The following is a 25,654-nucleotide window of genomic DNA, read 5'->3' as shown; positions in this document are numbered from 1 at the left end:
TCTCGTTTTGTTTTTTTTTTTTTTAACGCTCCGCCGACCACCGAGAACTACACAGGGCTATTCGTCGGAAGCGTCAGATGTGTATAAGAGACAGTTATAAAATAATTATTGAAGTAAGATCATGTTATTAAGTAAAAATTATATCTGGCTCACATATTTCTTTTTCTCGCCACCATTGTTTATTTATATGTTCTTGATGAACGTAAAAACTCTCCCCCGGCATTGGCGTCAGCAGCGTTATATGTTCTTTTTGACAATGGGTAAGCAAATCTAAAATCGGCTCGTCCCAGCGGTGAGTAAACAGTTCGTATGTAGCCCAATGTACTGGCAACAGTTTTTTCGCATTTAAATCGCGAAACGCTTGCACGGTATGATGAGCCTGCATGTGCCCCCAGTTTTCGACCGGATAACCTTGGCCTTTCACATCGGCAGCCACTTCCAAACAGGCAATGTCGATTGGCCCACATCGCTGTGCGATCTCAGAAAAGTGCGAATCGTAAGCTGAATCACCACTAAAATAGAGCGTCTCTTCTTTGCCTTTGATGACCCAAGAAGCCCACAAGGTCGAGTTTTTATCGAAATAAGTACGACCCGAATTATGGTTAGCGGGCGTACAAATCAGTTCGATTCCAGCATAGTGCACGCTATCCCACCAATCGAATTCCACGATGTTGTCTGCGCAAACGCCCCATTTTATCAGATGCTTGCCAACCCCTAAGGGCACATAAAACGTCACGGGTTTATCAGCGTAGAAACGTATGGTCGACGCTTCTAAATGGTCGTAATGATCGTGCGAAATCACGATAATTTCAGGAATCGGCAAACAATCTCTGGCGTGAGTATTGGGAATATTGCGTTCAAACCACGCTTTTGCGATGAACGGAGAAGCGTAATCAAATACCGGATCGGTCAGAATTCGAATGCCATCGACCTCCACCAGCATAGTGGAATGGCCCAGCCAAGTAAGGCGCATCGATTCACTTCGCTGCGCAAACTGCGTGGGTTGAATTGGGGAATGTGGCAGATGTTCGTTAGGACTCAACGGTGTTCTACCACCAAGATAACTCCAACAAACCTGCCAGAACGATTGCGGACTAGGGACATTTGGCATCTCGTTTTTAACGCGGCCGTTTTCAAATTGAGGCGAGTGGTGAACACGGTGCGCCAACTGCGCATGGTAGGTTTGAGGCGGAATCAGTGAACTTGGCTTTTGTGTCTTTTGTTCACTCGTTAGGTATGTGCGCTTAAGTATCGTCTCAGACATATCGTAGTTTTGTCTCGCTTGCGAACGCTCAACAGTAGGTTTATTAAAACGTGCGTGTATGTCTATTTCGTGACCAAAATGAAGTGTAAGATGAAGATTCAGTTTCAATCAAACGTCTTCTATTTAAGGATACGGTTCTCAAACCTTCTGAATACTGAGTCGGTTTGAAAGGAGAAAACTATGGTGACTTGCAGCCAATACGATTTTATTGAAATCGCCTGTATGTTTAAGCTCCCTATCGAGATCACACTAAAAAATGGTGAAACTCATCAGGGCAACGCGTTCGACACAGGCTACGACATGCAGCGACAAGAGTGCTTGTTTTTAGATATGGATGGTGAGCACACCGCTTTCCCGACTGAACAATTAGTCGCAATGCGCGCGCTCAAAGCCAATCCGCATTTTGACGAAGTGACGTTTGAGTAAACGTCCGTCTTTCATTGACACCGTCCAATAAAAAACGCCTCTCAAGCTGTCACAACTTGAGAGGCGTTCTCTGACACGGTTCACCTGAACTTGTTGTTATTCACGCGACCGGATGAAAACCAGCATCGGCATCATGATCACGAACATCACTCCCACAAGCTGGAAGGTGTGCACAAACGCGACCATTTGCGATTGCTGCTGCAACATCTGCTGGTATTGGTCTAACGCAACCGGGTCGGTAATGGAAAGCCCCTGATTGGCCGCCCAGTCATGCAAGTTAGGATTATAAGGATTAATACCCTCTCCCAGCGCATGCCATTGCTGCTGACTATCACGATATTGGAACGTGGTGGCGATAGAGATACCAAACGAACTACCAATGGTACGGAACAGATTGTAAATGCTCGCCGCCGCGACAGATTGCTCTTTCGGAATCGTTAAATACGCCAAGGTGGACAGCGTCGAGAAGGTTAAACCAAGCCCCATGCCCTGAATCATACTCGGCATCACAATCCAAAATGTATCGATCTGCAGTGAGTATTGCGTCATCAAATAACTACCAATCCCGATGCAGCTCAAGCCAAAGACTATTTTGATTCTGGGATCGAATTGCGGATTGAGTTTAATCACCAAAATCAACATCGCCGCTGACGCCAATCCACGCGGTGCCATTAACAAGCCAGTGGTTGAGACCGGATAATTCAGCAAGCTTTCCAACAACATCGGTTGTTGAGTCGTCAGACCAAACATCGCCATCGACACCACAGCAATCATCAGCGACGAGACCATAAGATTTCGGTCTTTAAGCAGCCATAATGGCGCTATTGGGCTTTTGGTTTTCCAACTGCGATGGATCCACATAACCAATCCCATGACCGCGAGCAATATCGCCGTCTGAATCATGCGTGAGTTGAGCCAGTCTTCTTCGTTCCCTTTATCCAACACAAACTGCAACGCGCCCACACCTAACGCCATGTAACCGATGATCCACCAGTCAAAGTTAGGTTTGGATTTGTTGTCGATGTGGATATAGCGATAAATCAAAGAGGTACAGATCAAACCGAATGGCAAGTTGATGTAAAAAATCCAGCGCCAGTTGATGTTGTCGGTGATCACGCCACCCACGACTGGGCCCAAAATAGGACCAAGCAAAATGCCGATGGAGAAAATCGCCATCGCTTTGCCTTTTTGCTCGTACGGATAAATCTGCACTAACGTCGACTGCGCCAATGGAATCACCGACGCGCCGAAAGCGCCTTGGATAATGCGAAATAGCACCATCTCTTCAAGCGACTGTGCTTGCCCACAAAGCGCACTGGCAATCACAAAACCGATCACGGCAACCAGCATGACTTTGCGTTCACCAAAGCGAGACACCCAGAAACTGGTCATCGGAATGAAGATCGCTTCCGCCATGCTGTAACCCGTCAGCACCCAAGTAATTTGGTCTGCCGTTGCGCCCAATGCGCCCATCATGTGCGATAGCGACACGTTCGCAACGGTCATATCGATTAACACCATGATGGCAGAAAGCATCACGGCGACGGTGGCAATCCCCCGTTTGTCTGCCGTAATTTGATGACTCATTGCACGCTACTTTGCAAATCAATGGTGACTTCTGAGCTCGCACCCACGCGAAGTTGCGGCGCATCGGCCGGTACTTCTAACGCCAAACGTACAGGGAAACGCTGTTTGATTTTAACCCAGTTACCCGTTGCGTTTTCTGGTGGCATCAAGGAGAACGATGTACCACTCGCAGGCGACAGCTGTTCTACCGTTGCTTTCCACACCACGTCTGGGTACATATCAATCACCACATCCGCATGCATGCCAGCTTTAATATGAGTAAGATCGGTTTCTTTAAAGTTCGCGCGTACCCAATAGCTGTCTTTTAAAATCACAGGGAACAGCGTTTGACCCACGCTAACGACCGAGCCCACGTGCGTATTGATTTCTCCGGCAATGCCATCCACTGGTGACGTAATGTCGGTGTAACTCAAGTTCAGCTCCGCTTGCGCTAACTGCGCTGCCGCTTGTTGAACGACCGCAGCCTCTACGCCTTCTTCACCACGGTTCGCAATGGCTTTTTCTACCGTCGCACGCGCTTGCTCTAGGCTCGCTTGGGCATTAGCAAGTTTGTTTTTCGCCGTATCTAAATCTTGGTCCGACGCCAGTTTGCGTTTCACCAGTGAGTCTGTACGTTTGTACTCCACTTGAGCTTCTGTCAGGTTAGAGCGCGCCGCATCTAAGCCCGCTACGGCTTCAGTTACCTGCTTATCGGCAACGTCATGTTGCTGGACCGCCAATTGGTATGCCGCTTTTGCTTGCTTCACTGCCAACAGATATGGGCGTGAATCTATCTTCAGCAGTAGGTCACCTTTATTAACAGATTGGAAATCTTTGGCATCCACAGAAACCACTTGGCCTTTTACCTGAGGCGCTACCGACAAAATTTTTGCCCTAACGTAGGCATCTTCCGTGCTTGGATGACTGTCAGAATACTGCCAAGACCAATACATCGCACCAAATGCGATAACACAGAGAGTAAAGAAAAGAGTTTTTACCAGCTTAGATCTGGAGGAAGAATGCTTCGCGATGTCGCCGCTCATTTATATTGTCCACTTGTTCAATTATGTGATCAGTGTAGGACTTTTCGATCTTCGGACAATAAAATGATCTGCAAGGTAAAGATCCAATTTTGCGTGTTGCTAAGTGGAGTAAATGATGTGCAATCAAAACGAGGATAAAAAAGAGGGGCAGTCCCCGTAACCGCCCCCAAAGTCATGCCAATAATAGTAATGTGCGTGTAACTACTGGTTTTTCTTAGAACTTGTAACCGCCGCTGATCATAAATACCCAAGGGTTAATTTTGACGTCGGTTTTTTGCTTCGCTCCACCTGCTTTGTAAGTTGCTTCTGTTTCAATGTTTGCGTACCACGCAGCAGCGTTGAGGAACCATTGATCGTTGATCATGTAATCCACACCAATATTCGCTGCTAGACCGAATGAGTCATCCAACTTAAGATCTGAAAGACCAGCGCCTTTACCCGTGCTATTGAAGCCCTCATCAAAGAACATGGTGTAGTTGAGACCTGCACCAACGTATGGACGGAACTTACTTTGTGGCTCGCCAAAGTAGTACTGCACCATAAGCGTTGGTGGAAGGTGTTTGGTGTCCGCGATATCACCAAGACCTAACAAGTCTGTTGAAATATCGTGGCTGAATGGTGTTGCTGCTAGAAGCTCTAGACTGATGTTATCTGTGAACATGTAGCCAAACGTCAAACCAAGCTGCGTATTTGAATCCACTTTCAATTCTTCTTGAGAACCAAGAATCTTATCGCTGCTGTCATTAGGAACGACAGACGCCGCACCAACACGAAGAACGAAGTCACCTTGTTTATGAGCGAAAACACTTGGTGACACGAGTGCAGCAACCACTGCTAGACTGCAGATTGTTTTTTTCATTTTTTATTTCCTTTTATAGGGCTTCGTTATGTCGTACCCAAAGGTGTGCCTGCTGACTGGCCTTAGATTTCAAGTAAACTCAGCGCCTTGAAGCACACGGGCATCTATATTTTTTTGAGCTGCGCGCAATCTAGCACATAGAAACCCTACTATTTTGATGGAAATCAATTTGTGAAAAATATAGTTTTTTTGTATAGAGAAACGCCATACCGATCAACAAATTATGCAAATCGGATACAATTCTGTAATGCAAACTGTGCGTGTGAGAAGCCATGCCTACTCAAAAACACGAATCCTCTCGCTAGGGCTCGTAGCCAGCAAAAACTTTTTTCTTCCTCTACGTCTTCTATTTTCAAAAAACAACCCACTTAAAACGCTCGTTTGACCCCTTAAAATTGCGATTTGAGGGGTTTGTAAAACACTGAAATACAAGAAGTTATTTTTCTGGAAAATCAGTCACTTGGAGTGCTAGTCTGCTCGCAGCTAAGGAGAAGATATGTTAAAAACCGATCTCATTTTTGAACGAGAAAACTTTTCTCATCACGATTTTCAGAATGCCACCTTTAAAAACTGCCACTTTTATATGTGCAGTTTCGAGCATGCCGATCTGCGCGATGCTAAGTTCATCGACTGTCGCTTTATCGAATCCAAAGCGCTAGAAGGGTGTAGTTTTCGCTTCGCAAACTTAAAAGACGCCAGCTTTACGAACTGTATGTTGGCGATGAGCCTGTTTAACGGCGCAAATTGTATGGGCTTGGAGCTGCGTAAGTGCGATCTCAAAGGGGCAAACTTTCAAGGTGCGAACTTTGCTAATCGCGTCAGTAACACCATGTTTTTCTGTTCTGCTTTTATTACTGGCTGCAACCTCACCTACTGTAACTTCGAGCGAGTGTTACTAGAAAAATGTGACCTCTTTGAAAACCGTTGGAACGGTGCGAACCTCGCAGGGGCAACTCTCAAAGGCTCGGATTTATCTCGCTGCGAATTCTCGCCAGAACAATGGGGAACCTTTAACGTTGAGCAGTGTGATCTGACTCATGTCGAACTAGACGGGCTAGATGTTCGCCGCGTTTCTCTGTTTGGTGTTAAAATTTGTGATTGGCAACAAGAGCAATTGCTTGCGCCTTTTGGACTGATCATTATCTAAGGAAAGGCCATGAACCTGTTTAAAGACTTACCGAATACCCTCGACGAGGAAGTGTTCGAAGACCTGCTGATCCACAAAAACCTGCGTATAGAACGCATTGTCTCAACAGGGCAAACCTCGCCCAAAAGTGGCTGGTATGATCAAGAAGAACATGAATGGGTATTGGTTCTTAAAGGAGCTGGAGAGCTGACTTTTGAATCAGGTGTAGTGCAACGACTTGAGGCAGGCGATCACGTTACGATTCCAGCTCATACTAAACACAAAGTGAGCTGGACTGACCCAACGCAAGAAACCATCTGGTTAGCGGTGTTTTATCAATAAACACAAAACGATCTTAAATCGAAAAATAGGCGCTGAATTTGCTCGATACTACCAAGCCGTCACTGGCACTGTTTGATTTTGATGGCACCATCACCCGAGAGGATATGTTTAGCCTTTTCCTCCACTATTCTGCTTATGGCCTGCGCAAACGAGTAGGAAAGGTCGCTATCATGCCATTTTATGCGCTGTACAAACTCGGAGTGTTACCCGCTCGTCTTATGCGTCCGCTCAGCAGTTTTATTGCATTTTCAGGGAAAGAAACGCAGCAAATTGAAGCGATTGGCGCTCAGTTTGCCCATGAAGTGATCCCACTGTACTTACGGCCAGAAGCGATGGAAAGGTTGGCGTGGCATCAACACAGAGGCGATACCATTGTGGTGGTGTCGGCATCACTCAATGCGTATCTCAAACCTTGGTGTGAAGCGAGCGGTTACCACTTGCTGTGCAGTGAACTGATCTCAGAACAGCCAAAACTGAGTGGCTTTTACCAGCAAGGTGATTGCAGTTTAGAAAGAAAAGTCTCGCGTGTTAAGGCGGCGTTTTCGCTCGACGAGTTTGCGTCTATTTATGCCTACGGTGATACACACGAAGACATTCCGATGCTCAAACTGGCAGACTACGCGATGCTCAACTGGATCGAGTGGAGAGCAAGCGAATAACGATATGTGCTCTGATTTTCAAGACAACCACTCCGCCAAAGTGGTCGTTTTAGACTGAAAAAACAAACCCTTCTCATGTGAGAAGGGTTTTATTGATCAGGGCCCGAATAACTGGCTTAACGCCATACCCCCCATTGACCCGTTGTGCCTGGTTCCTCACCAGACGTCCACCACTGGGCAGTCCATTCTTTACCGTTGTGCGTCACCACATCACCTTGGTCGTAAACGGCCGTCTTGTCCCACAAGTTGGTTGGTTCAACTGGTGGCGGTACATCCGCTTTGATCAGTGACAACGCATAACTGAAGTCTGCGCTTGGCGCTAATACTTGGTTCGCATTCACATTCTTACTATCGAACATGTAGTGGTTCATCTCTTGATGCCAAATGCCTACATACCAATCGCCCGTTTGCTGCGCGTTAAATTGATCCGCAATTTCTGCCGCCCAAGTCGTCGTATTGTTTGCGCTGATTGGCAGTGAAATATCAACAATTTCATTGCCTGTCGCATTAAACGTACGGAAACGGATGGTGTCACCCGCTTCTACTGGTCCAAAACCTTGCTGAACAAAGTAGCCCAGAGATGTCAGATTGTTGCCAGGTTCGGTTGGATCAACGGGTTCAGTCGGCGGCGTCGTGCCCGTTCCGTTTAACGTAATGTCACTACAGTTGTAGAAACCTTCACCAGCGACATCAATGCGCTGCCAACGAGTATAAAGCACCGCATCGCCGGAACGATCAGCAGGGAAAGTCACCTGAATACGGTAGCGTTTTTCCGCATCAACATACACATCACCTGCGGTGTCGATCAGCTCTAAATCACTCCAAGTAAGCGGTTTTGAATCATCATAGGTCGGCTTGGTGAGATAGAATTCCCAGTATGATGGGTTGTGCGGCGCCTTGCCGTAAAACACCAATTCAATCTGGTTATTTGCATCTGGCGTAACATTGGTGCGCTGCCAGTTTGGAGAAGGAATGTTCAAGCCTTTCTTAGCGGCATCGCCGGCAGAACACAGTTCGCCGTCACGGACTACGGCTTTGACATGCTCCATATCTCGGTAATTTGGTACGTTTGCTGCAATTTCACTGCGTTGCACAAACGGGTAAGCACCAGATTCTTCAAAAGCCGCTTTACACGCTTGGTTGGGGATCTCATTGGTCCAAAAACCACCGTCTAAATAACACGTATTCTGACGAGCACTTGGAAATTCTACCCAGCCGTGGGCGTTGACGTTAAATGAGCTCAATGCGGCAACAGCGCTTAAGCTCAAAAGAGGAAGTGTTACATGTGATTTCATCGTTCATCCTTAAATTTGCTTAAACCGCTCATGAACACAAGCGGTTTAAGCAAAACTAGCAGGATGAGATTATTTCGAAGGTGAGAATAAAGGTGGAAATTGTAAGAGTGCCATCTGCTTTCCAGCATTTGTTGTGTACTTATCTCATACTCGACTGACTCTTTCGAGTCACTTCAAATTCATGTGCCACAAAACCATGCCACTCTTGACCGACTAACGTTCGTCTTTCGGTGTGTCCATTACCACCATGGTTGTGATCGACTTGACGTGCTCACACTCACCCAGTACATCGGCATGGAACGCTTTATATGCGGCTAAACTTTGCGTTTCTACGCGTATTAAATATTCATTGGCTCCCGTAATATTGTGACATTCCACCACTTCATCCACAAAGCGCACGTGTTCTTCAAAACCAAGCTGTGCTTGCTTAGAGTGCGAGGCCAAACCAATCGACACGTAAGCGACAAAACCCACACCAAGTTGCTGATTATCCAGCACCGCTCGGTAGCCTTTGATCACGCCTTTACGCTCTAAATCTTGCACTCGGCGTAAGGTTGCAGACGGAGATAAACCAACGCGTTCCGACAGCTCTACATTGGAGATTCTTCCGTCTCGTTTGAGCACTTGCAATATTCTTTCGTCAAATCTATCCATGATGATGTTTCATTGCTTATTTAGTTTCTAATCATCAAATAAAAGCACAATATTGACCTCAGTTCTACTTATAGTTGTTCTCAACTTATCGAGAACTGATTCAAGGAACAATCTATGGAATATCATCAACTGGGCGCTTTGGCGTTGTTCGCTTTTGTCTCCACTTTTACGCCGGGTCCCAATAACATTATGTTGATGACCTCAGGGGCAAATGTCGGCTTTAAACGCACTATCCCACACATGTTGGGCATTACCTTCGGTTTTGGTGCCATGTTAATTTTGGTGGGCATTGGTTTGATGAGTCTCTTCAACGCTTACCCGATTACTCACTCCATTTTGAAAGTATTGAGCTTGAGTTATTTGCTGTACTTAACGTACAAAATCGCCACGAGCGGCAAAACCGAAGCAAAACACGATTTTCGCCCGATGTCTTTTTTAGGGGCGGTAGCATTCCAGTGGGTGAACCCAAAAGGTTGGTCGATGGCGTTGACGGCCATTACGGTATACACCAGTGGCGGTTCTTGGCTTGAACTGACTTTTATCGCCGGTATCTTCTGTTTAGCCAACTTGCCATCGGTAACATTTTGGACCGCGGCAGGCATGCAACTTCAACGCTGGTTGACCACATCTAGGCGTGTAAAAGGGTTTAACTATGGGATGGCAGCGCTTTTACTGCTGTCGACTATCCCAATGATATAGAAGACAAAATAGCCGTAAAACCGTGATCTAATACAAAGTTCAGGTAGATACTGAATCAATAATCACAATCTAACGCCACTTTTGGACAATGCCAGGGTCATAGTAGCGAAGCAATGCGCTATTTATTAAAAGCACACTAATTATAAGCCACAGCTATTTTTAATGTTCGTTGCTTGCTCGCAGTAACTGCGATGAATCTATCACCCTGGCCAAAAGCTCATGAGCTTAAGGTCCTTTACACAAGGAGCGTTACACAATGCACACTCGCAAGCTTTTTCTTGCTGCCACTTTTGGATTATTATTGGCGGGTTGCAGTCAAACATCCACCACAACCAATGCTGAAGTCATTCCACCCGAGTATCCAGTGGATTATTTCTTTAAAAACAGCGAAGTTTCTAGCTATCAAATCTCTCCTGCTGGTGACTACATCTCAATGATGAAGCCATGGCAAGACCGTAAGAACGTCTTTGTTTATCCCACAGATAACCCCGATCAGATAAAACGCGTCACATCCGTAACAGGGCGCGACATTGCATACTACTACTGGGTTGGCGAAGACACCGTAATTTACTCTCGTGATACGGGAGGAGATGAGAACTTTTATCTCGTGACGGTTAATGTCAAAACAGGCGAAGAGAAAACCATCACACCGACATCCGGTGTTGTGGCATACGTTATCGACACACTAGACAATCAACCCGATGACATTTTGATTTCGAGTAACGAGCGTAACCCGCAAGTATTTGATGTTTATCGACATAATCTAAAAACAGGCGAAAATACTCTCGTCGCGCAAAACCCGGGCAATGTGCGCTCATGGGGTACCGATCACGATGGCAACATTCGTGTCATCACCACATCAGATGGTGTTAATACCTCCGTTTTATATCGCGATACGGTTGAAGATGAATTTAAGCCGCTAAAAAATCTCACTTTCAAAGAGAGCTTTAGCCCCATTTCATTCACGCCGGACAACAAAAACTTATATGTGGCATCACGAATTACGCGTGATAAATCAGCCATCGTTGAATACGATGTAAAAGCCAATAAAGAAATACGAGAAATCTTCTCTCACCCGGAAGTTGACGTGAGTAGCGCTCATTACTCTGAAGCGCTTAATAAGCTGGTTTCAGTCTCTTACGTGACAGATAAAAACCACTATCACTTCTTAGATGATTCCTACCAACAAACCTTCGAACGCCTCTCAGAGAAACTGCCAAATGTAGAAATTTCTGTAACCAGTGCGACGCGAGATGAAAGTAAAATGATTGTCGTCACCTACAGCGATGTCGATCGACCAAATTACTACTTCTACGATCGTAAAGCAGATAAATTGGAGAAATTGGCAGAAAACGCTCCATGGCATAAGCCAGAACATATGGCGAAGATGACGCCTATCCAATACACCGCTCGCGATGGAGAAACCATTCATGGCTACCTAACGCTGCCGAAGGGTCGAGAAGCCAAAGATCTGCCTTTGCTTGTGCTCCCACACGGTGGTCCATGGGCTCGTGATCACTGGGGATTTCAGCCTGAGGTACAATTATTCGCTAATCGTGGTATCGCCGTGCTGCAAATGAACTTCAGGGGCTCAACTGGTTATGGTCGCGAGTTTTGGGAGAAGTCGTTCAAGCAATGGGGACAATCCATGCAGGATGACATTACCGACGGTGTCAAATGGGCTACCGAACAAGGTTACGCACAAGATGGCAACGTATGTATTTATGGTGCCTCTTATGGCGGCTACGCAACTCTGGCGGGGGTGACATTCACTCCTGATTTATATAAGTGCGGAATCGACTACGTTGGCGTATCTAACTTATTTACCTTTATGGACTCCATTCCACCTTATTGGGCACCATTCCTTGCAATGTTACACGAGCAAGTAGGCAATCCGAATGATCCTGAAGATGCGAAAATGATGAAAGCCTACTCACCAGTGTTCCATGTCGACCAAATTAAGGCACCCTTATTGGTTCTACAGGGAGCACAAGATCCACGCGTGGTGAAGAGCGAGTCAGACCAAATCGTTAATGCACTACGTGAACGAGGCGTCGAGGTCGAATACATCGTGAAGGAAAATGAGGGGCACGGATTCCGCTCTTTGGAGAACCGTCTTGATGGTTATCAAGCGATGGATAGATTCCTAAAAACACATTTACTTGAGCAAACTCAGTAAGCCTTTACATCGTTAAGTTCGAAAGGGCATGTTGGCGTGCCCTTTCTTATTTTTTCTACGTATTTTGCTCGCCCCAGTCCCCAGTACTACTGCAATACTCCAATAATCCAGCTCAATTCACAGTGTAAATTTATATAAAGACACTACCCTCTTATGAGAGATCTTGATAACCTTAAATGAGAAAGAGAATAATTATCGAGTAGAGTCAAAGATGAAGAAGAAGCCTCAACCTAAAACGATTGTTGTCACAGATACAGAGACAATTACCCCAAATATGCAGCGTATTACTTTGCAAGGTGAAGCGCTAAGCCAGTTTCCACGCGACTGCGAAGGTAGCTACATCAAGCTATTGTTCAATGAGATGGGCGGTACCGATTTGAACACGCTAAGCGACGATGACCGACCATTAATGCGAACCTATACTATTCGTCGTTTCCATCCGGAAACACACACCATCGAAGTCGATTTTGTCCGCCACACCACACAAGATTTACAGTGTGGCTTTGCCGCGCGTTGGGCGATGGCCGCACAAAAAGGCGATACGATTAATATCGTAGGTCCAGGCAGTATCTCTAATTTGAATACCGAGGCTGACTGGTTCTTTATGGCCGCCGATATGACAGCACTTCCTGCTCTTTCAGCGAAAATTCGTACGCTACCAGAAGAGGCAAAAGGCTACGCCGTGATCAGTGTGATGTCTGCGGCCGACATCCAGCCTCTGCACGCACCAGCTGGTATAGAGCTAATTTGGCTTACAGAAGGTCAAACCCTAGCAGAAGCGGTACGCGAACAAAAATGGCTAGATGGGGACGCCGCAGTATGGTGTGCCTGTGAGTTCGATTCAATGCGCGCGCTGCGCCAATATTTCCGCAATGAGAAAGAAGTCGAACGCGAGAATATCTACATCAGCAGCTATTGGAAACAAGGCGTGTCGGAAGACGGGCACAAAGTGATTAAACGTGAAGACGCGGAATCCAATCAATAGTGGTTCATGTCTTTTCGATTCCAGCTCTCATCCCAATAAAAACGCCCGGCATCACCGGGCGTTTTTCATCATCATGTTTGACGTAATCAGTGTTTGTAAGACTCCGGCACGTCCGCAATGTAAATCGCAGGAACGCCTTCAAAGTCACTGGTAAACAACACACCATCATCGTTCGGTGTGAATGACGGATGCGGGTGAGTAATTTGGCGATCGCCATCCAACACATCCCAAGATGTGCTGTGCTTACACAGTTTTTGCGCCGATTTCGCTTTTGTGTTCAATACATACAAGAACGGGTCATTTTCGATGTTGTAGCTGTCCGCGTCTGCAACATCAACTGGCGCATCGCAACCATCACCAACCATCAAAGAACCATCGAAGTTACTCATAAGGTGAGAACAAGGTGGCATCACCATCACTTCTTCATTCTCTAATGTCTCTGGGTTGGCTTTGTAAATCACGCGATCAGTTTGACCTTTGAAGTAAGAAACGTACGCCATTGCGCTGCCATCTGGAATCCAGAACTCGTGCGTGCACGATTCACCTTCTGCGTGCTCTTTGATTTTACGAACGTTGCTGCCATCTTCATTGACCAGCCACATGCGCGCATCCACCAAATCATGCGGACCTTCATGACAGAAACCAACCGTTGAGTCATCAAACGGACGGTAAATTGGGTGACCTAGCCACGCAGTGTCTTGATGGATCACCTCCAGCTCACCGGTTTCGATATCCACTTTAATTAGGCGACAAGTTGGATTGGTGTGGTAGAACTCGGCAAACTTTTCCCACGATGTCAGCGGTTGCCAATCACGTTTTAGAATCTCGATGCCGACTAACTTGGTACAGTCAGAATTTGCCACCCAAGTACCGTAGCCTTTCCACTCTTCATCGACCGTATAAATGACTTGTTCTTCCAGCGTCTCTAAATCGACTTTCATCAAATTCAGTTCGTTTTTCACGTAGAAAAATGCACGCTCATCCGTCGAAATGAAACCGCCAAAGGTGTTGTCACCTTTACCTTCCGTCAGTTGGACTGCTTGTTGCGTTTCAAGGTTAAGCAGGTAATAGTTGCGATTTCCGTCGAAATCACCTGCAAACAGCAGCTTTTTTCCATCCTGAGTAAAGCACTTCTGGTAAAAGTAGTTACGGTGACAAATCACGTCCGTTGGCGTTAATCGCGTCACTTTCACTTGGGTATCACTATCAACAAACGTTTCGAAGTTGAGAGTAATCACATCACCTTTAGCCATAATATATCTCCACAAAAGGGCTGCCCAAGCGAGGGCAGCCAAAACAAAAATTCAGATTATTGGGTCGTTGTCGCGGCTACTTTAGAGGGCTGCGTGTCTAGCTTGGCACTCTTCTTCAAGCCGTAGCCCACAGCAAAGACTGACGCTGCACAAGCAAGGAACAATAAGCGGCCCCATAGTGGGTTTGGAATCAACACCATCAGTGTTAAACCTGCGGCCATGTAGATAACCAGCGTACCCAATTTCGCGCGTTGCATGCGGTCAACAATGTCTTGGCCTTCTTCTGCAACACACTCGGTGTCCACATCTTTAAAGAATTCCGCCGTTGTCTCTTTGTGCGTGTCTGTTTCTTCTTTGTAGAACAGAGTCGATAGGCAGAAGAAACCAGCAGTAAAGACAAGGTGAGCAGCAATGGTGATCATTGTGCGCATTTCACCTGCTTCGCGGCGTGTTAGCTCATCCATACCGAACCAGCTACCAACAAATTCTGGAGTGAAGATTTTCACCACTGACCAAGAGACAAGCATACCAACCACAACTGTTGCCCATGGTGCCCATTTCGGCGTTCTGCGAATGATGATGCCAAGGAACAATGGAACTAGGATTGGTGATTGAAGTAGCGTCGCCACTTGCATCATTAGATCAAACAAGCTTAGGTGCTTCAGTGAGTTGAAGAACTGAGCCATCATGATAACGAGGATGCCGTTCACCAAACATGCGATTTGACCAGCACGCAGTAGCTCTTTATCCGAAGCTTGGCCTTTACGCACGATGTTTGAGTAGAAGCTGCGAACGAAAATACCTGAGTTACGGTTTAGTGCAGAGTCCATCGAAGACATGGTCGCCGCAAACAGACCTGCCATGAGCAGACCAACGGTGCCTAGAGGCATTGTTTCACGAGCGAAGACAAGGTAAACCGCATCGCTTGCTTTCGCACCCAATGATGAGTATTGCGTTGCTGCATCTGGGTACAGGATTGCTGAAGCCCAAGGTGGGATGAACCAAATTACCGCGCCAAATAGCATCATCACAAGCGCCATCAGCGCAGCTTTGCTTGCGTTTTTCGAATCTTTCGCGTTAAGGAAACGGTAAGACTCCTGCATGTTGTTGATACTTTGCAGCTGTTTCACTACGAAGAAGATGAACGTACAAACTAACAGTAGTGGGTAGTTCATATCTGGGCCCATGATGAAGCCACCAGGGAAGTTCTCAACGATCTCGCCAGGGCCACCAACGACGTACAATGCAACTGCCGCACAAGCAATGGAGATAACCGCAACTACCAGCGTTTGAATAAAGTCCGACGCCACTACGCCCCACGCACCACTCAGCAATGAGATAGCCAATACCGCAAGGCCAGTCACCCAAATGGTAGTCACGATGTCGGCATTAAATACCGCAGAAGCAAACACACCCAAACCGTTTAGCCAAACACCCGCGTTAATCACACTTAATGGAATGATTACCCAAGTGAAAAACTGCTCGTTAGTGTTACCAAAGCGGCGTTTTACCCCTTCAGTCGGCGTATCGACACGCATTTGGCGGAAGCGGCGAGCAAAGTAGAAGTAAGCGAAAACATACGCCACCATGTTGCCAACAAACACGGCCAATACCGCGAAACCATCGTTAAACGCTTTACCCGCTGCACCGGTAAACGTCCATGCAGAGAACTGAGTCATAAATGCTGTGGCACCAACCATCCACCAAAGCATCTTACCGCCCCCGCGGAAATAGTCGCTGGTACTATTGCTTGCCATTTTTTTGAACAGCAAGCTGATTGCCACCATCAGGGCAAAGTAGCCTGCTATTACTAAGTAATCGTATTCCATAATAGAATCCTCGAAACGCTGTTTTAATTTAGATAAATTATATTTTCAAAAAACAAAACTAACTGAGACAAAAATCAAAACAACGGTTCATTTTTTTATTTTTTGCGCTCAAACGTGATGAAGATCAATAGTGAGCGTCTTGTAAATAATTGCGGATCCATACTCGTCGTTGCTGCATTCCCTTAGTTAATCTTAGAACCAAAAAGAGATTGTCACTGACAAGTCGAAAAGCGTAAAAATGCGACCGTTGTAAGGTGAGTTTTGACGAAAAAAAGGGCTCCTGAGAGCCCGTGGTTACTCGTTAGTGAATAAGTTGCTTAAGCTGCATCGCCTCTTGCTTACCCGGAATGGCTTGTTGGGTATCAATCACTGACGCTTGCTTTAATGGCGCGAGCATTTTGCTGTCGACCGCTTTGCCATCACTGGTGTAAGTCGTGCCATTTTCGACCAACGCATTGCCAGTCGATTTCGCACTGTTGATCACGTCGTCATATTTGCTGCTGACATGGAATCGGTAAGAACGGTTATTGGTGAACGTGCCTTGCTCAATCTCGCCGGAATATGGGCTCTTACGGAACAAGTAGTTGAAGCGCTTGTTATCAATCGACACGTTGTCGCTCAATACCAGTGCACCAGGGTTAAAGTTGTCCGTAAATCCGTCCATGTTGTTATTGAAAGACAAGCTGTTTTTCACCACATGTGGAACCGGAATCCCCTCGCCGCCTAGCTTGAAGCCGTTACCAATCGTGCCACCCTTGTTGGCAACATCGAGTGTGCGCCCGTTGCTGAACGAGATGGAATCCAAAATAGTCACCGCACCGTTTGCGCCATCTTCCACTTTGTTGAACAAGTCCCAACCGTCATCAATGTTGTGGTGAGACAAACAACGGATGAAAGTGTTGCCATCGCCGATACGCATCTTGGCAGCAAAACCGTCTGCGTTGATCTGCGAAGGATCCATGTTGTTGTAGCTTTCGCTTTCAATCACTTGGTTGTAACTTGCCCACAGTGCGCGGCCAATGTTTTCAGGAGAGGTGATCACGAAACCAGTATCTGGCGCGCCGTGTGTCACCATTTTTTCGAAGGTGTTGTGGCTACCATGAACAATGAACTGCGCACCCGCAACTTCAATACCTTGGTAATGCCAGTAATTTGCCTCGTGACGAAGTTCCGAAACAAAGCGAACATTGTCTCCTTCCGCACGTAGGTGCTTGAGCTTGTCGGCACTGCCACTCGCCGTCAGCGGGATCTCCATCCCTTGGTAGTCACCATCTTTCAAAATGATGGTGCCACCAGTAGGAAGCAGTTCTACTGCGGTTGCTAAATCAAGCGGTTGCGCTTGAGATCCATTGCCTTTGTCGCTTCCGTTTGGTGCAACATACAGCGTCATTGGGTCTGGCAGAGAAACAACGTCAACGCTGTAACGGTGCGCTTGTGTCTCTTTGTTTCGGCCGTCAATGGCGGTGAATCTCACTTCCATTTGATTCGCGCTGCTATCAAGTGTCAGCCACTGGCTGAACAGCTCGCCCGCCGTCACGGTTTGCTTCGCAACCACTTTGCCATTGTGCAGAACTTCAAATTCGCCCGAGTAGTTGGCACGAGCTTGAACCGGATACTCTTTGGTTGCAGAGCGAGGTGAAGAAGCGATTTGGAATACCAGTTCTCCCTGCTTGGCCGCGTATTTTGGAGCGTCCACGGTATCCGCCGCAGCAAGCTGCAAATCGACATTGCTCACCGTCATTTTTGCATTGCGTGACGCAAAGAAGCCGACGTATTGCGAGTCTGAGTTTTGCATTTCAACGATATTGGCATTCGCGCCTTTTACCGCTTGCTCAACGAATTTTTCGCCATTACGGTAGCTGACTTTGAAACCATCATTGGTGCGTGTCAGCGTCATGCGGTAGGTTTCAGCCGTGCCGTAAGACACCCCTTCCACATAATCGACACGGCTTAAACGGTTACCCGGCGTTCCCCAAGGTTGATAAACGCCTTCACGAAACGATGCGTTGATGTTGGTCATGCCATCGTTCGTGCGGGTGTGAGAACGCATTAGGTTCATCACCATGTTCGATGCAGACGGAAACTCTTCATGGCCCTCAGGTTGCGGCACTAAACGCTCGGCACCTAGAATGTCGCGCACCATCAAACCTGCGCCTTCTTGGCGGTTGGGTGTCGCGCCTGTTTCCGGGCCAAGCTGTTCAAGCACCACATCGGCACTGAGGGTAAAGTTCACATCAGTTGGTAGCTCGGTGTAGTAAAAGGTGAGTCCTTCATGCGAGTTAGCTAACTTGCCGCCGCGGCTTTCAATGGTAAATGTGGACGCTAACTTACCAGCAGCGACAACATCACCATTGACCGTCACTTGGTTCACGCCGACTTTTTCCGGCAAAATGGTTGAGCCAAAGTTCATGTCGGTCGATTGACCAAAAGTGATCGCTTTCCAAGTCAGGTCTTCGACCTTAATCTCAGCAGCGTGTGCGGCTGGGGCCAATATGGCCGCCAGACACAAGGCTAAAGTGTGTTTTTTCATGGTCACTTTTCCTTGTTAGAAGTTGTATTTCAAACCGACACGGAAACGAGGAACATATTCATCTTTAAACTCTGAGCCGTCACCCTTGTGCGTGATAGCCGCGATAGCGAAGAATGGAATCACGCCACTTTCTAACTTGGTGTATTCGCCTTTAAAGTCGATCAGCTGATCATGACCTTTGTCTTTCCAGCCACCTTCACCGCCATGAATATCTTTGTACTCCGCTTCTACGCCAAGCTTGCCCCATTCAAACTTACGGTTTGCGTAAAGGTTGAGCTGGTTGTAACGCGAGTCGTCCGTGTTTTTGTACCCATGACGAATACGCGCAGCGACATCCCACTCGTCATTGATTTTGTACGCGCCAGTCAAGTTGTACTTGAACACTGACGCACCCGATGGGCTGGCATCAATGTTAATGCCCGGCGTTAGAGAGAAATTGTCGGTCGCTTTCCAACGGTAGCTCACGCCAGTTTCATGGCCTGCATTGCCCATGTGACCATCTTTGTAGTTCCATTTTGCTTCCACGCTAAAACCGATTTGGTTGTCGAAACGGTGAGAAACGTAAATACGATCTCGATGTTCGTCACCATCACGATCAGGCACATATTCATGACGAATATCCACCGATGCGGCAGCCGCTAAACCAGAAGTCATTGCAAGTAAGAGTGCAGAAGTAAGGTATCTAACTTTCATTTTGAAACACCATTTTATTTTATAAAAAATCTTGTTTTAATATATTCATTATTACGTACTGATAAAGTTCTTATCGGTATTTTTGTGATCTTTAAAACGGTGTTTTAATTTTTTCGTGAGCTATGGCACATGACTTTATTGGATTCGATGATCGTAATGATCTATCTGCTCTTTATTGGGTTCGCTGCGTGGCTATTTCGCCGCTTTTCCACCTCGTCGAACGACTTCCTTCAAGGTGGAGGAACCATGATGTGGTGGATGGCTGGCGCGACCGCATTCATGACGCAATTTTCAGCGTGGACGTTTACGGGTGCCGCTGCCAAAGCGTATGAAGATGGCATCAGCGTGATGTTCATCTTTTGGGGAAATGCGTTGGGATTTTTCGTCGCGGCGGCGTTTTTTGCGCGTCGCTATCGAAGGTTACGCGTAGAAACTGCCATGGAAGTGATTCGAGTGCGGTTTGGCCACACATCAGAACAGCTATTCACATGGTTAAGCTTTCCGCTGACTTTGATCGCCTGTGCTATTTGGATGAACGGATTGGCGTCTTTTTTCTCTGCCGTTTTTGCCATTGAGATGTCGACCACCATTCTCGCTATGGGGGTGATCGTCACTTTGATCGCCGTGAGCGGAGGCGCGTGGACGGTGTCTGTGACGAATGTGATTCAATTAATTTTGCTGATCGCCATTACTCTAGTGATCGGCTATACCGCACTGCAACGCTTTGACTCACCAAGCGAAGTGTTTGCGTACACCACGCCAATTTATGGTGAACAGATCAGGATTCCGTCTCTGTTTGTGATGTGGGCAATCGCCATGCTGCTGCAACAAACCATGAGTAATAACCACACCTTGAGCTGCTATCGCTTTCTGACCACCGCCAACGATAAAGACGCCACCAAGGCCGCATTCGTTGCTGGTGTGCTGTTTGTTTTTTCCCCTGTACTGTGGTTTATGCCAGCGTGGTTCGTGGCAGCACAAAACATCGATTTACTGGCGATCTATCCTGCACTAGAGCAGAGTGCGAACAACGCCGCTTATCTTTACTACATCCAACATTACATGCCTCAAGGTTTACTCGGATTGGTGATGGTGGCATTGGTGGCCGCGACCATTGCTCCGCTCTCATCAGCACACAACCGCAACGCTGGCATTGTGGTCAAAAGCCTCTACCAAGTGTGGTTCAACCCAAATGCTACCAGTCGTCAGCAGTTGATGGTTGGAAAAATTGCGACGATAGTATCTGGCGTATTAGCCACGGTCACAGCTTTGCTGCTGGCGTCTGTTGAGTCGTACAGCTTGTTCGACATGATGATTGTGTTCGCGGCGTTCATTCAGATGCCAATCAACATCCCATCTCTGCTTGCACTCGTCAGTTTGAAAACATCGAACTGGTCGGGATGGGCCACCGTTATGGTCGGATGCGCAGTATCGCTCTTTATGATGTTTATCTTTGATGTACAGTGGCTCTCTTCCTCACCGTTAACGCCAAGAGAAAGCAAAGACCTGTCCGTGGTCGCAACGCTTGCCGTTCATTTACTGGTGACGGGAGGCTTCTTCCTGTCTACTCGGGTCTTTTATGCCAAAGAGTCACCATCAATCCAGCAAAGTCGCACTGCACTTGCGATTCAACTAGCCACACCGATCAGCGACGAGGAGCAATCCCCTATCAATCATAAGCAAGGACTTTATGTCGGCTCCATCACAGCGTCGGCGGGCATGTTACTGATTCTTGCCGGCGTCGTGTTAGCGGGCTCTTCTCAATCCATCTTTGTCGCAATTGGCTGCATCGTGTTGCTGTTTAGCTTGTTCCTACTACAACCTATCCAGCACTCTAAACGTGCTTGGCAGAAACAAAAAACTAAGTAAGTAAATGGGTAAGTAAACCGTATTGGGCGCGTTGTTTTGTGTCGCGCCTAGTGGAAAGCTGGCTTTTTAACTCGCCAAAACTGCACATAAAAAAACGCCTACGGTGGAGCCGCAGGCGTTGGCAAATTGCTCAAAAGATCGTTCGACTATCTACGATAGTTCTCGGCGCTAACCGGGGTGAGGAATTATTCGATAATTCCCGCAACTTCACGAACCAGCTTCGCCAGTTCATCCCATTGCTCGTTGTCAATCAAATCGCCGGGTACCATCCAAGTACCACCACACGCTAAGACTGAAGAAATAGACAAGTAATCTTTAACATTGCTTGGGCTCACGCCACCGGTTGGCATGAATTTTACAGGATAAACCGCAGATAATGCTTTTAGCATCGCGACGCCGCCTGACGGTTCTGCTGGGAAAAACTTCAGCGTACGCAGACCCATTTCCATTGCTTGTTCAACCAAGCTTGGGTTGTTGACACCAGGGACGATGGTCACGTTACGCTGTTGGCAGTATTTCACTGTAGTTGGGTTGAAACCTGGGCTCACAATAAAGTCCACGCCCGCATCAATCGCTTCATCCACTTGCGCGCTTGTCAGCACAGTTCCCGCGCCAATCAACATCTCTGGGTACGCTTCGCGCATGTTTTTGATCGCTAAAGCGGCATCCTCAGTACGGAACGTCACTTCAGCACATGGCAGGCCATTTTCAATCAGCACCTGTGCCAGTTTCACTGCCTTGCCTGCGTCTTTGATCGCGATAACAGGGACTACTTTAATTTCTGAAAGTTGTTGGTTCAGATCTTTCATTTCATCGTTCCTTAAATAGTTGGCATCGCTTGGCTTGGAATGATCGCGCCGCGATGTTGAATAACCGTGCAAGCCACTTTGTGCCCAGCAAGCGCAGACTCAGCAACGTCTCCGCCTAAAATTCGTTTTGCAAGATAACCCGCACTAAAAGAATCACCCGCCGCCGTGGTATCCACCACAGCATCAACCTTCAAGGCCGCAACGGTGTGTTGTTGATCTTGCGTCACAACAAAGCAGTCGTCCGCGCCACGTTTCACAATGATCTCTTTAACGCCAAAGTTTTTCGTGCGGCTGATCGCTTCATCTTCGTGCTTATCTCCCCACAGCATGACCTCGTCATCGAAGGTCAAAAATGCCATGTCGGTGACGCTGAGGATCTTTGAGTAAAAATCACGAGCTTGCTCGATGTTAGGCCAAAGCTTAGGACGGAAGTTGTTATCGAATGCGATTTTCACACCTTCTTTACGGCACATTGTTAGCAGCTCAATCAACATCTGACGACAATCGTCCGAGATGATCGCCAAGCTAATGCCACTCAGGTAGATCATTTGATGCTGGCAAAGATCTTTCACCAACGACAACAATGCTCGTTCACGCAACCAGTATTTTGCTGCCGCATCATTACGCCAGTAAAAGAAGCTACGCTCGCCATCTTCGGCGGTTTCAATCGCGTAAATGCCTGGCAATTTATCTTCAGAAAGGTAGACCATGTCCGTATTGATCCCCTCTTCACGCCATGCCGTTAGCATTTCACGACTAAACGGATCATGCCCTAATCCCGTCACATACGAAGTTTCGACCCCGTGTTGTTTGGTTAAACGAGAAAGGTACACCGCGGTATTGAGCGTATCACCGCCAAAACCTTGCTGTAGCACGCCGTCATGTTTTTTAAGCTCCACCATACATTCGCCGATGATGGCGACACGACTGATTGGGTTCATGGGAAGTCTCCTCAGTATTTGATGTCGCCATTATTGCAATTACAAAACCAGTTAACAATAAAAATAAAACAACGGTTCATTTATTTCGTGAGCTTGATCTATCTGCGTGCTTTCTCGGCCAGATTTTGTAGCCATGCAGAGAGCAATTGCGGCCACGCCGCGACAGGCAAACCTTGTGCATCGCGAATGCCAAAACCGTGTTTACCTTGCTCAAACAAGTGCATTTCGGTCGCGATTTCGTGCTGGCGAAGTGCTTGCCAAAACACGAGGCTGTTTTCCACACTCACAGCGGTATCATCACTGGCATGTAAAAGAAAACAAGGCGGCATGTCTGACGTCACCTGTTTTTCTAGCGAGAATCGGAGAAGGTCAGATTCACGTTCTAAATTAGCCAGTAACTCGGCACGCGAGCCCATGTGCGCAATGTCGGTGTTCATACTGATCACCGGGTACATCAAAGCGCAAAAATCGGGCTTGGCAGATACACGGTCCGCCTCATCTTGAAGAGGATAAATATCCAATGCGTGATTCGTCGCTAAGCTCGCTGCAACGTGTCCGCCAGCCGAGAAACCTAACACACCAATCGATGATAAATGAGACGCCAAAGGCAACCGACGCACCAAACGCATTGCTCGCTGCGCGTCCGCCAGTGGCGTCCAAGCTCCAAATTCGTGCCCTTCGTTTGGCATGCGATAGGTCATCACAAACACGGTAAAACCTACTTGGTTCAGCACGCGTGCGCTGTCCGCCCCTTCTTTATCCACCGAGACTCGCTGATAACCGCCACCAGGCATCAATAAAATACCAATCCCGTTGGATTGCTCTGGTTCAAACACGACAATTTCGGGATGCGTGATGTCAAACACTGCGCGATCTGGTAACAACTCGTTCGGATTTCTTTCTTGATAACTTTGCACCAGATGGGAGGGGATTTGAGGCTCAGACCATAAAGGCAAAACGGGATGCTCAGGAAACCAAGTCTGTAGTGAAGTAATCGGCGCAACGTGCATGGCATTTTCTCCAGCTTAAAAACAAAAAAAGCCAGCTCAATGGCTGGCCTTAACCTATTTCCCGATAAAATGAGTGCTTAGTCTAGTAGCGACTTCACATATTCTGCAATTTCAGGCACTTGGCAGTGCGCAAAGAAACACTCTTGGAATTGCGTGCTGCCTACTGCAGTTTTCACTAGCTCTTGGTCGATAGCACGTAGACCTTCAACCACGTCTTTTGCTACCGCTGATTTCACGTTGTTTAGGATAGCCGCGTTCGCTTGCTGAGGTGCTGCACGCTCAATTGGGTAACCTTCGCCGCGTTTGCCTGTGAACGCTTTTTCGAAGATGTAACGAACGTTCAATTCACCCGCCCAACCAAAACCTTTCGCAAATGCTAGAGAAATCGCGTTGCCGTTATTGATTTGGTTGAACAGGAACGCGTCTGATGGCTCTAGGCAGTAACCACAAACAACGCCAGGGTGTAGGTTGCAAGACATCAATGCACCTTGGCCAGTACCACAACCAGTTACCACGAAGTCCACAGCTTTTGAGTTCAGCAGAATGCTCGCCATGATACCTAGGTGAATGTAAGTTAGGTGATGGTCGTTTTCATCCGTCATACCAACGTTGAAAACATCGTGACCAAGGCCACCTGCTACTGAGTTAAGCTCACCAGCCACCATTGCGTTTTTCGCTGCTTGGCTGTTTTCCATCATTAGTGCAATTTTCATGTGTTACTCCTGCGGAAACTCCGCATTCAAATTTCAATTCTTAAACAAAATCTTTGCGCATTGGGGTGAAAGTATCGATAAGTACACCCGCTTTCAGACAAACACAGCCATGCTCAATGTTTGGCTCTTTGTACATAGTATCGCCCGTTTTGACGATTTTTTTCTCATCACCGATGGTGAATTCAAACTCACCAGAAAGCACGTAAGTCAGCTGCTCGTGCGGGTGTGAGTGCATCGCACCAATTGCACCTTCTTCAAAGTGCACTTCTACCGACATCATGTTGTCGCTGTGTGCCAGTACTTTGCGTGAAATCCCTTCGCCGAGATCTTCCATCGGAATGTCTTGGTTAAATACGAACATGGTTCACCTAATAACTTGATTGATTAATCATGGATTCTGATTGCTGACGATGTAAGCGATAAATCGTCAATAAATTCATCACGATCACGGTCATTTCTAACAGCGTTCCACCAATGGAACCCACCAGAATATTATTGGTTAGCCAGCAAGACGCGCCGAGCAAAAAGCCAATGCGCATCCTGATCCCTGACAAGCAGAACACCGAGTATGTACCAATCACCGTCCCGATAATCGGCCATAAATCACGCCATTGCTCTGCTACCCAAAAGCCACTGACTAAACTGATCACAATAAAGACAGCAGCGACTCGTTTCGACGAGACAAAAATCGCCGTGGTCGTTCTGAGCGCCGACAGCAATGCGCTCAGCGCAGAGGCCATCGAGCCCAGCAATAAAAAGTGGAGAAGATGATTGAGGTTAAAAATCAGCATCAAGATTTTTAGGTGCCTGTCATTCTTCTGGTAGAAGACGGAGAATCCCAAACCAAAACTAATAAACCCTAAAGCTTGCGCTAATATAGTGGTATCCACCATCACCTTCTCGCAACTCG

At 47.1% G+C, this 25,654-nt stretch carries 24 protein-coding genes; 8 read left to right on the top strand and 16 right to left on the bottom strand.

The window, feature by feature from the left end; genetic code table 11:
* Positions 1–127: 127 nt before the first annotated feature.
* Positions 128–1,264, bottom strand: coding sequence for an MBL fold metallo-hydrolase (locus EX191_RS09240; protein ID WP_193447622.1), 1,137 nt, complete (start codon positions 1,262–1,264; stop codon positions 128–130).
* 180 nt (positions 1,265–1,444) lie between these two features.
* Here EX191_RS09240 and EX191_RS09235 point away from each other — a divergent pair, with 180 nt between their 5' ends.
* Positions 1,445–1,690: a Rho-binding antiterminator gene (locus EX191_RS09235; RefSeq protein WP_005460845.1), complete on the top strand. Its 246-nt coding sequence runs from the start codon at positions 1,445–1,447 to the stop codon at positions 1,688–1,690.
* A gap of 96 nt (positions 1,691–1,786) precedes the next feature.
* Here EX191_RS09235 and EX191_RS09230 read toward each other — a convergent pair whose 3' ends face one another.
* The 3 genes from EX191_RS09230 to ompW form a co-directional block, all read right to left on the bottom strand.
* Positions 1,787–3,277 carry an MDR family MFS transporter gene (locus EX191_RS09230; RefSeq protein WP_100088171.1) on the bottom strand — a complete coding sequence of 497 codons (1,491 nt, stop codon included), beginning with the start codon at positions 3,275–3,277 and terminating at the stop codon, positions 1,787–1,789.
* Positions 3,274–4,299 carry an HlyD family secretion protein gene (locus EX191_RS09225; RefSeq protein WP_193447619.1) on the bottom strand — a complete coding sequence of 342 codons (1,026 nt, stop codon included), beginning with the start codon at positions 4,297–4,299 and terminating at the stop codon, positions 3,274–3,276. The genes EX191_RS09230 and EX191_RS09225 overlap by 4 nt, the downstream gene beginning before the upstream one ends.
* Before the next feature lie 214 nt (positions 4,300–4,513).
* Positions 4,514–5,158, bottom strand: a complete 645-nt coding sequence (gene ompW / locus EX191_RS09220) for an outer membrane protein OmpW (RefSeq protein ID WP_005391962.1) — start codon at positions 5,156–5,158, stop codon at positions 4,514–4,516.
* A 496-nt stretch (positions 5,159–5,654) separates the two neighbouring features.
* Here ompW and EX191_RS09215 point away from each other — a divergent pair, with 496 nt between their 5' ends.
* The 3 genes from EX191_RS09215 to EX191_RS09205 are packed head-to-tail and all read left to right on the top strand — an operon-like array spanning position 5,655 to position 7,285.
* Positions 5,655–6,305, top strand: coding sequence for a Qnr family pentapeptide repeat protein (locus tag EX191_RS09215; RefSeq protein WP_193447618.1), 651 nt, complete (start codon positions 5,655–5,657; stop codon positions 6,303–6,305).
* Positions 6,306–6,314: 9 nt separating this feature from the next.
* On the top strand, positions 6,315–6,626 hold the full coding sequence (locus EX191_RS09210; protein WP_193447617.1) for a cupin domain-containing protein: 312 nt from the start codon (positions 6,315–6,317) through the stop codon (positions 6,624–6,626).
* Between the two features lie 38 nt (positions 6,627–6,664).
* Positions 6,665–7,285, top strand: a complete 621-nt coding sequence (locus tag EX191_RS09205; protein ID WP_193447616.1) for an HAD-IB family hydrolase — start codon at positions 6,665–6,667, stop codon at positions 7,283–7,285.
* Positions 7,286–7,401: 116 nt separating this feature from the next.
* Here the strand turns inward: EX191_RS09205 and EX191_RS09200 are convergent, their stop codons facing one another.
* Both EX191_RS09200 and EX191_RS09195 read right to left on the bottom strand, forming a co-directional pair.
* Positions 7,402–8,580: a lytic polysaccharide monooxygenase gene (locus EX191_RS09200; RefSeq protein ID WP_193447615.1), complete on the bottom strand. Its 1,179-nt coding sequence runs from the start codon at positions 8,578–8,580 to the stop codon at positions 7,402–7,404.
* 213 nt (positions 8,581–8,793) lie between these two features.
* Positions 8,794–9,234, bottom strand: coding sequence for an Lrp/AsnC family transcriptional regulator (locus EX191_RS09195; RefSeq protein ID WP_029862756.1), 441 nt, complete (start codon positions 9,232–9,234; stop codon positions 8,794–8,796).
* Positions 9,235–9,348: 114 nt separating this feature from the next.
* Here EX191_RS09195 and EX191_RS09190 point away from each other — a divergent pair, with 114 nt between their 5' ends.
* From EX191_RS09190 to EX191_RS09180, 3 genes are all read left to right on the top strand, one after another.
* The gene (locus EX191_RS09190; RefSeq protein ID WP_006740964.1) at positions 9,349–9,933 is read left to right on the top strand and encodes a LysE family translocator; all 585 of its coding nucleotides are present in this window, start codon (positions 9,349–9,351) and stop codon (positions 9,931–9,933) included.
* A 256-nt stretch (positions 9,934–10,189) separates the two neighbouring features.
* Positions 10,190–12,112 (top strand): S9 family peptidase, encoded by a 1,923-nt coding sequence (locus tag EX191_RS09185; RefSeq protein ID WP_193447614.1) that lies wholly within the window; start codon positions 10,190–10,192, stop codon positions 12,110–12,112.
* A 211-nt stretch (positions 12,113–12,323) separates the two neighbouring features.
* Positions 12,324–13,097 carry a siderophore-interacting protein gene (locus EX191_RS09180; RefSeq protein WP_134646366.1) on the top strand — a complete coding sequence of 258 codons (774 nt, stop codon included), beginning with the start codon at positions 12,324–12,326 and terminating at the stop codon, positions 13,095–13,097.
* Between the two features lie 86 nt (positions 13,098–13,183).
* Here EX191_RS09180 and EX191_RS09175 read toward each other — a convergent pair whose 3' ends face one another.
* The 4 genes from EX191_RS09175 to EX191_RS09160 form a co-directional block, all read right to left on the bottom strand.
* The gene (locus EX191_RS09175; protein WP_005482890.1) at positions 13,184–14,350 is read right to left on the bottom strand and encodes an oligogalacturonate lyase family protein; all 1,167 of its coding nucleotides are present in this window, start codon (positions 14,348–14,350) and stop codon (positions 13,184–13,186) included.
* 56 nt (positions 14,351–14,406) lie between these two features.
* Positions 14,407–16,179 carry a sodium:solute symporter family protein gene (locus EX191_RS09170; protein WP_134646364.1) on the bottom strand — a complete coding sequence of 591 codons (1,773 nt, stop codon included), beginning with the start codon at positions 16,177–16,179 and terminating at the stop codon, positions 14,407–14,409.
* A 301-nt stretch (positions 16,180–16,480) separates the two neighbouring features.
* Positions 16,481–18,709, bottom strand: a complete 2,229-nt coding sequence (locus EX191_RS09165) for a right-handed parallel beta-helix repeat-containing protein (RefSeq protein WP_193447613.1) — start codon at positions 18,707–18,709, stop codon at positions 16,481–16,483.
* A 15-nt stretch (positions 18,710–18,724) separates the two neighbouring features.
* Positions 18,725–19,402, bottom strand: a complete 678-nt coding sequence (locus EX191_RS09160; RefSeq protein ID WP_005482845.1) for an oligogalacturonate-specific porin KdgM family protein — start codon at positions 19,400–19,402, stop codon at positions 18,725–18,727.
* 129 nt (positions 19,403–19,531) lie between these two features.
* Here EX191_RS09160 and EX191_RS09155 point away from each other — a divergent pair, with 129 nt between their 5' ends.
* The gene (locus EX191_RS09155; protein WP_193447612.1) at positions 19,532–21,271 is read left to right on the top strand and encodes a sodium:solute symporter family transporter; all 1,740 of its coding nucleotides are present in this window, start codon (positions 19,532–19,534) and stop codon (positions 21,269–21,271) included.
* Positions 21,272–21,456: 185 nt separating this feature from the next.
* Here EX191_RS09155 and EX191_RS09150 read toward each other — a convergent pair whose 3' ends face one another.
* The 6 genes from EX191_RS09150 to EX191_RS09125 all read right to left on the bottom strand — a co-directional run bounded on the left by EX191_RS09150 (position 21,457) and on the right by EX191_RS09125 (position 25,637).
* The gene (locus EX191_RS09150; protein WP_005460834.1) at positions 21,457–22,080 is read right to left on the bottom strand and encodes a bifunctional 4-hydroxy-2-oxoglutarate aldolase/2-dehydro-3-deoxy-phosphogluconate aldolase; all 624 of its coding nucleotides are present in this window, start codon (positions 22,078–22,080) and stop codon (positions 21,457–21,459) included.
* An 11-nt stretch (positions 22,081–22,091) separates the two neighbouring features.
* A complete protein-coding gene (gene kdgK, locus EX191_RS09145) occupies positions 22,092–23,021 on the bottom strand; it encodes a 2-dehydro-3-deoxygluconokinase (RefSeq protein ID WP_193447611.1) in 930 nt (309 codons plus the stop codon).
* A gap of 98 nt (positions 23,022–23,119) precedes the next feature.
* Positions 23,120–24,031 (bottom strand): alpha/beta hydrolase, encoded by a 912-nt coding sequence (locus EX191_RS09140; RefSeq protein WP_193447610.1) that lies wholly within the window; start codon positions 24,029–24,031, stop codon positions 23,120–23,122.
* Positions 24,032–24,108: 77 nt separating this feature from the next.
* Entirely contained in the window at positions 24,109–24,744 is a 636-nt protein-coding gene (locus EX191_RS09135; protein WP_005460779.1) for an RpiB/LacA/LacB family sugar-phosphate isomerase, read from the bottom strand.
* 40 nt (positions 24,745–24,784) lie between these two features.
* Positions 24,785–25,105, bottom strand: coding sequence for a cupin domain-containing protein (locus EX191_RS09130; RefSeq protein WP_005467181.1), 321 nt, complete (start codon positions 25,103–25,105; stop codon positions 24,785–24,787).
* Positions 25,106–25,112: 7 nt separating this feature from the next.
* Positions 25,113–25,637: a YgjV family protein gene (locus EX191_RS09125; protein WP_193447609.1), complete on the bottom strand. Its 525-nt coding sequence runs from the start codon at positions 25,635–25,637 to the stop codon at positions 25,113–25,115.
* Positions 25,638–25,654: the final 17 nt, after the last annotated feature.

The sequence above is a fragment of the Vibrio chemaguriensis genome (assembly GCF_012275705.1).
In the GTDB taxonomy this organism is placed as follows: domain Bacteria; phylum Pseudomonadota; class Gammaproteobacteria; order Enterobacterales; family Vibrionaceae; genus Vibrio; species Vibrio diabolicus.
Note: the sequence above shows the minus strand (reverse complement) of the source record. Positions and strands in the feature narration are given on the sequence as shown.

What these genes read in the sequence shown, in the direction of transcription:
- EX191_RS09180 (WP_134646366.1), top strand. Translation starts at nt 12,324, where the DNA reads ATGAAGAAGAAGCCTCAACCTAAAACGATTGTTGTCACAGATACAGAG.
- EX191_RS09190 (WP_006740964.1), top strand. Translation starts at nt 9,349, where the DNA reads ATGGAATATCATCAACTGGGCGCTTTGGCGTTGTTCGCTTTTGTCTCC.
- EX191_RS09215 (WP_193447618.1), top strand. Translation starts at nt 5,655, where the DNA reads ATGTTAAAAACCGATCTCATTTTTGAACGAGAAAACTTTTCTCATCAC.
- EX191_RS09150 (WP_005460834.1), bottom strand. Translation starts at nt 22,080, where the DNA reads ATGAAAGATCTGAACCAACAACTTTCAGAAATTAAAGTAGTCCCTGTT.
- EX191_RS09230 (WP_100088171.1), bottom strand. Translation starts at nt 3,277, where the DNA reads ATGAGTCATCAAATTACGGCAGACAAACGGGGGATTGCCACCGTCGCC.
- ompW (WP_005391962.1), bottom strand. Translation starts at nt 5,158, where the DNA reads ATGAAAAAAACAATCTGCAGTCTAGCAGTGGTTGCTGCACTCGTGTCA.
- EX191_RS09155 (WP_193447612.1), top strand. Translation starts at nt 19,532, where the DNA reads ATGACTTTATTGGATTCGATGATCGTAATGATCTATCTGCTCTTTATT.
- kdgK (WP_193447611.1), bottom strand. Translation starts at nt 23,021, where the DNA reads ATGAACCCAATCAGTCGTGTCGCCATCATCGGCGAATGTATGGTGGAG.
- EX191_RS09130 (WP_005467181.1), bottom strand. Translation starts at nt 25,105, where the DNA reads ATGTTCGTATTTAACCAAGACATTCCGATGGAAGATCTCGGCGAAGGG.
- EX191_RS09185 (WP_193447614.1), top strand. Translation starts at nt 10,190, where the DNA reads ATGCACACTCGCAAGCTTTTTCTTGCTGCCACTTTTGGATTATTATTG.
- EX191_RS09235 (WP_005460845.1), top strand. Translation starts at nt 1,445, where the DNA reads ATGGTGACTTGCAGCCAATACGATTTTATTGAAATCGCCTGTATGTTT.
- EX191_RS09140 (WP_193447610.1), bottom strand. Translation starts at nt 24,031, where the DNA reads ATGCACGTTGCGCCGATTACTTCACTACAGACTTGGTTTCCTGAGCAT.
- EX191_RS09170 (WP_134646364.1), bottom strand. Translation starts at nt 16,179, where the DNA reads ATGGAATACGATTACTTAGTAATAGCAGGCTACTTTGCCCTGATGGTG.
- EX191_RS09195 (WP_029862756.1), bottom strand. Translation starts at nt 9,234, where the DNA reads ATGGATAGATTTGACGAAAGAATATTGCAAGTGCTCAAACGAGACGGA.
- EX191_RS09165 (WP_193447613.1), bottom strand. Translation starts at nt 18,709, where the DNA reads ATGAAAAAACACACTTTAGCCTTGTGTCTGGCGGCCATATTGGCCCCA.
- EX191_RS09160 (WP_005482845.1), bottom strand. Translation starts at nt 19,402, where the DNA reads ATGAAAGTTAGATACCTTACTTCTGCACTCTTACTTGCAATGACTTCT.
- EX191_RS09225 (WP_193447619.1), bottom strand. Translation starts at nt 4,299, where the DNA reads ATGAGCGGCGACATCGCGAAGCATTCTTCCTCCAGATCTAAGCTGGTA.
- EX191_RS09135 (WP_005460779.1), bottom strand. Translation starts at nt 24,744, where the DNA reads ATGAAAATTGCACTAATGATGGAAAACAGCCAAGCAGCGAAAAACGCA.
- EX191_RS09175 (WP_005482890.1), bottom strand. Translation starts at nt 14,350, where the DNA reads ATGGCTAAAGGTGATGTGATTACTCTCAACTTCGAAACGTTTGTTGAT.
- EX191_RS09125 (WP_193447609.1), bottom strand. Translation starts at nt 25,637, where the DNA reads ATGGTGGATACCACTATATTAGCGCAAGCTTTAGGGTTTATTAGTTTT.
- EX191_RS09210 (WP_193447617.1), top strand. Translation starts at nt 6,315, where the DNA reads ATGAACCTGTTTAAAGACTTACCGAATACCCTCGACGAGGAAGTGTTC.
- EX191_RS09240 (WP_193447622.1), bottom strand. Translation starts at nt 1,264, where the DNA reads ATGTCTGAGACGATACTTAAGCGCACATACCTAACGAGTGAACAAAAG.
- EX191_RS09200 (WP_193447615.1), bottom strand. Translation starts at nt 8,580, where the DNA reads ATGAAATCACATGTAACACTTCCTCTTTTGAGCTTAAGCGCTGTTGCC.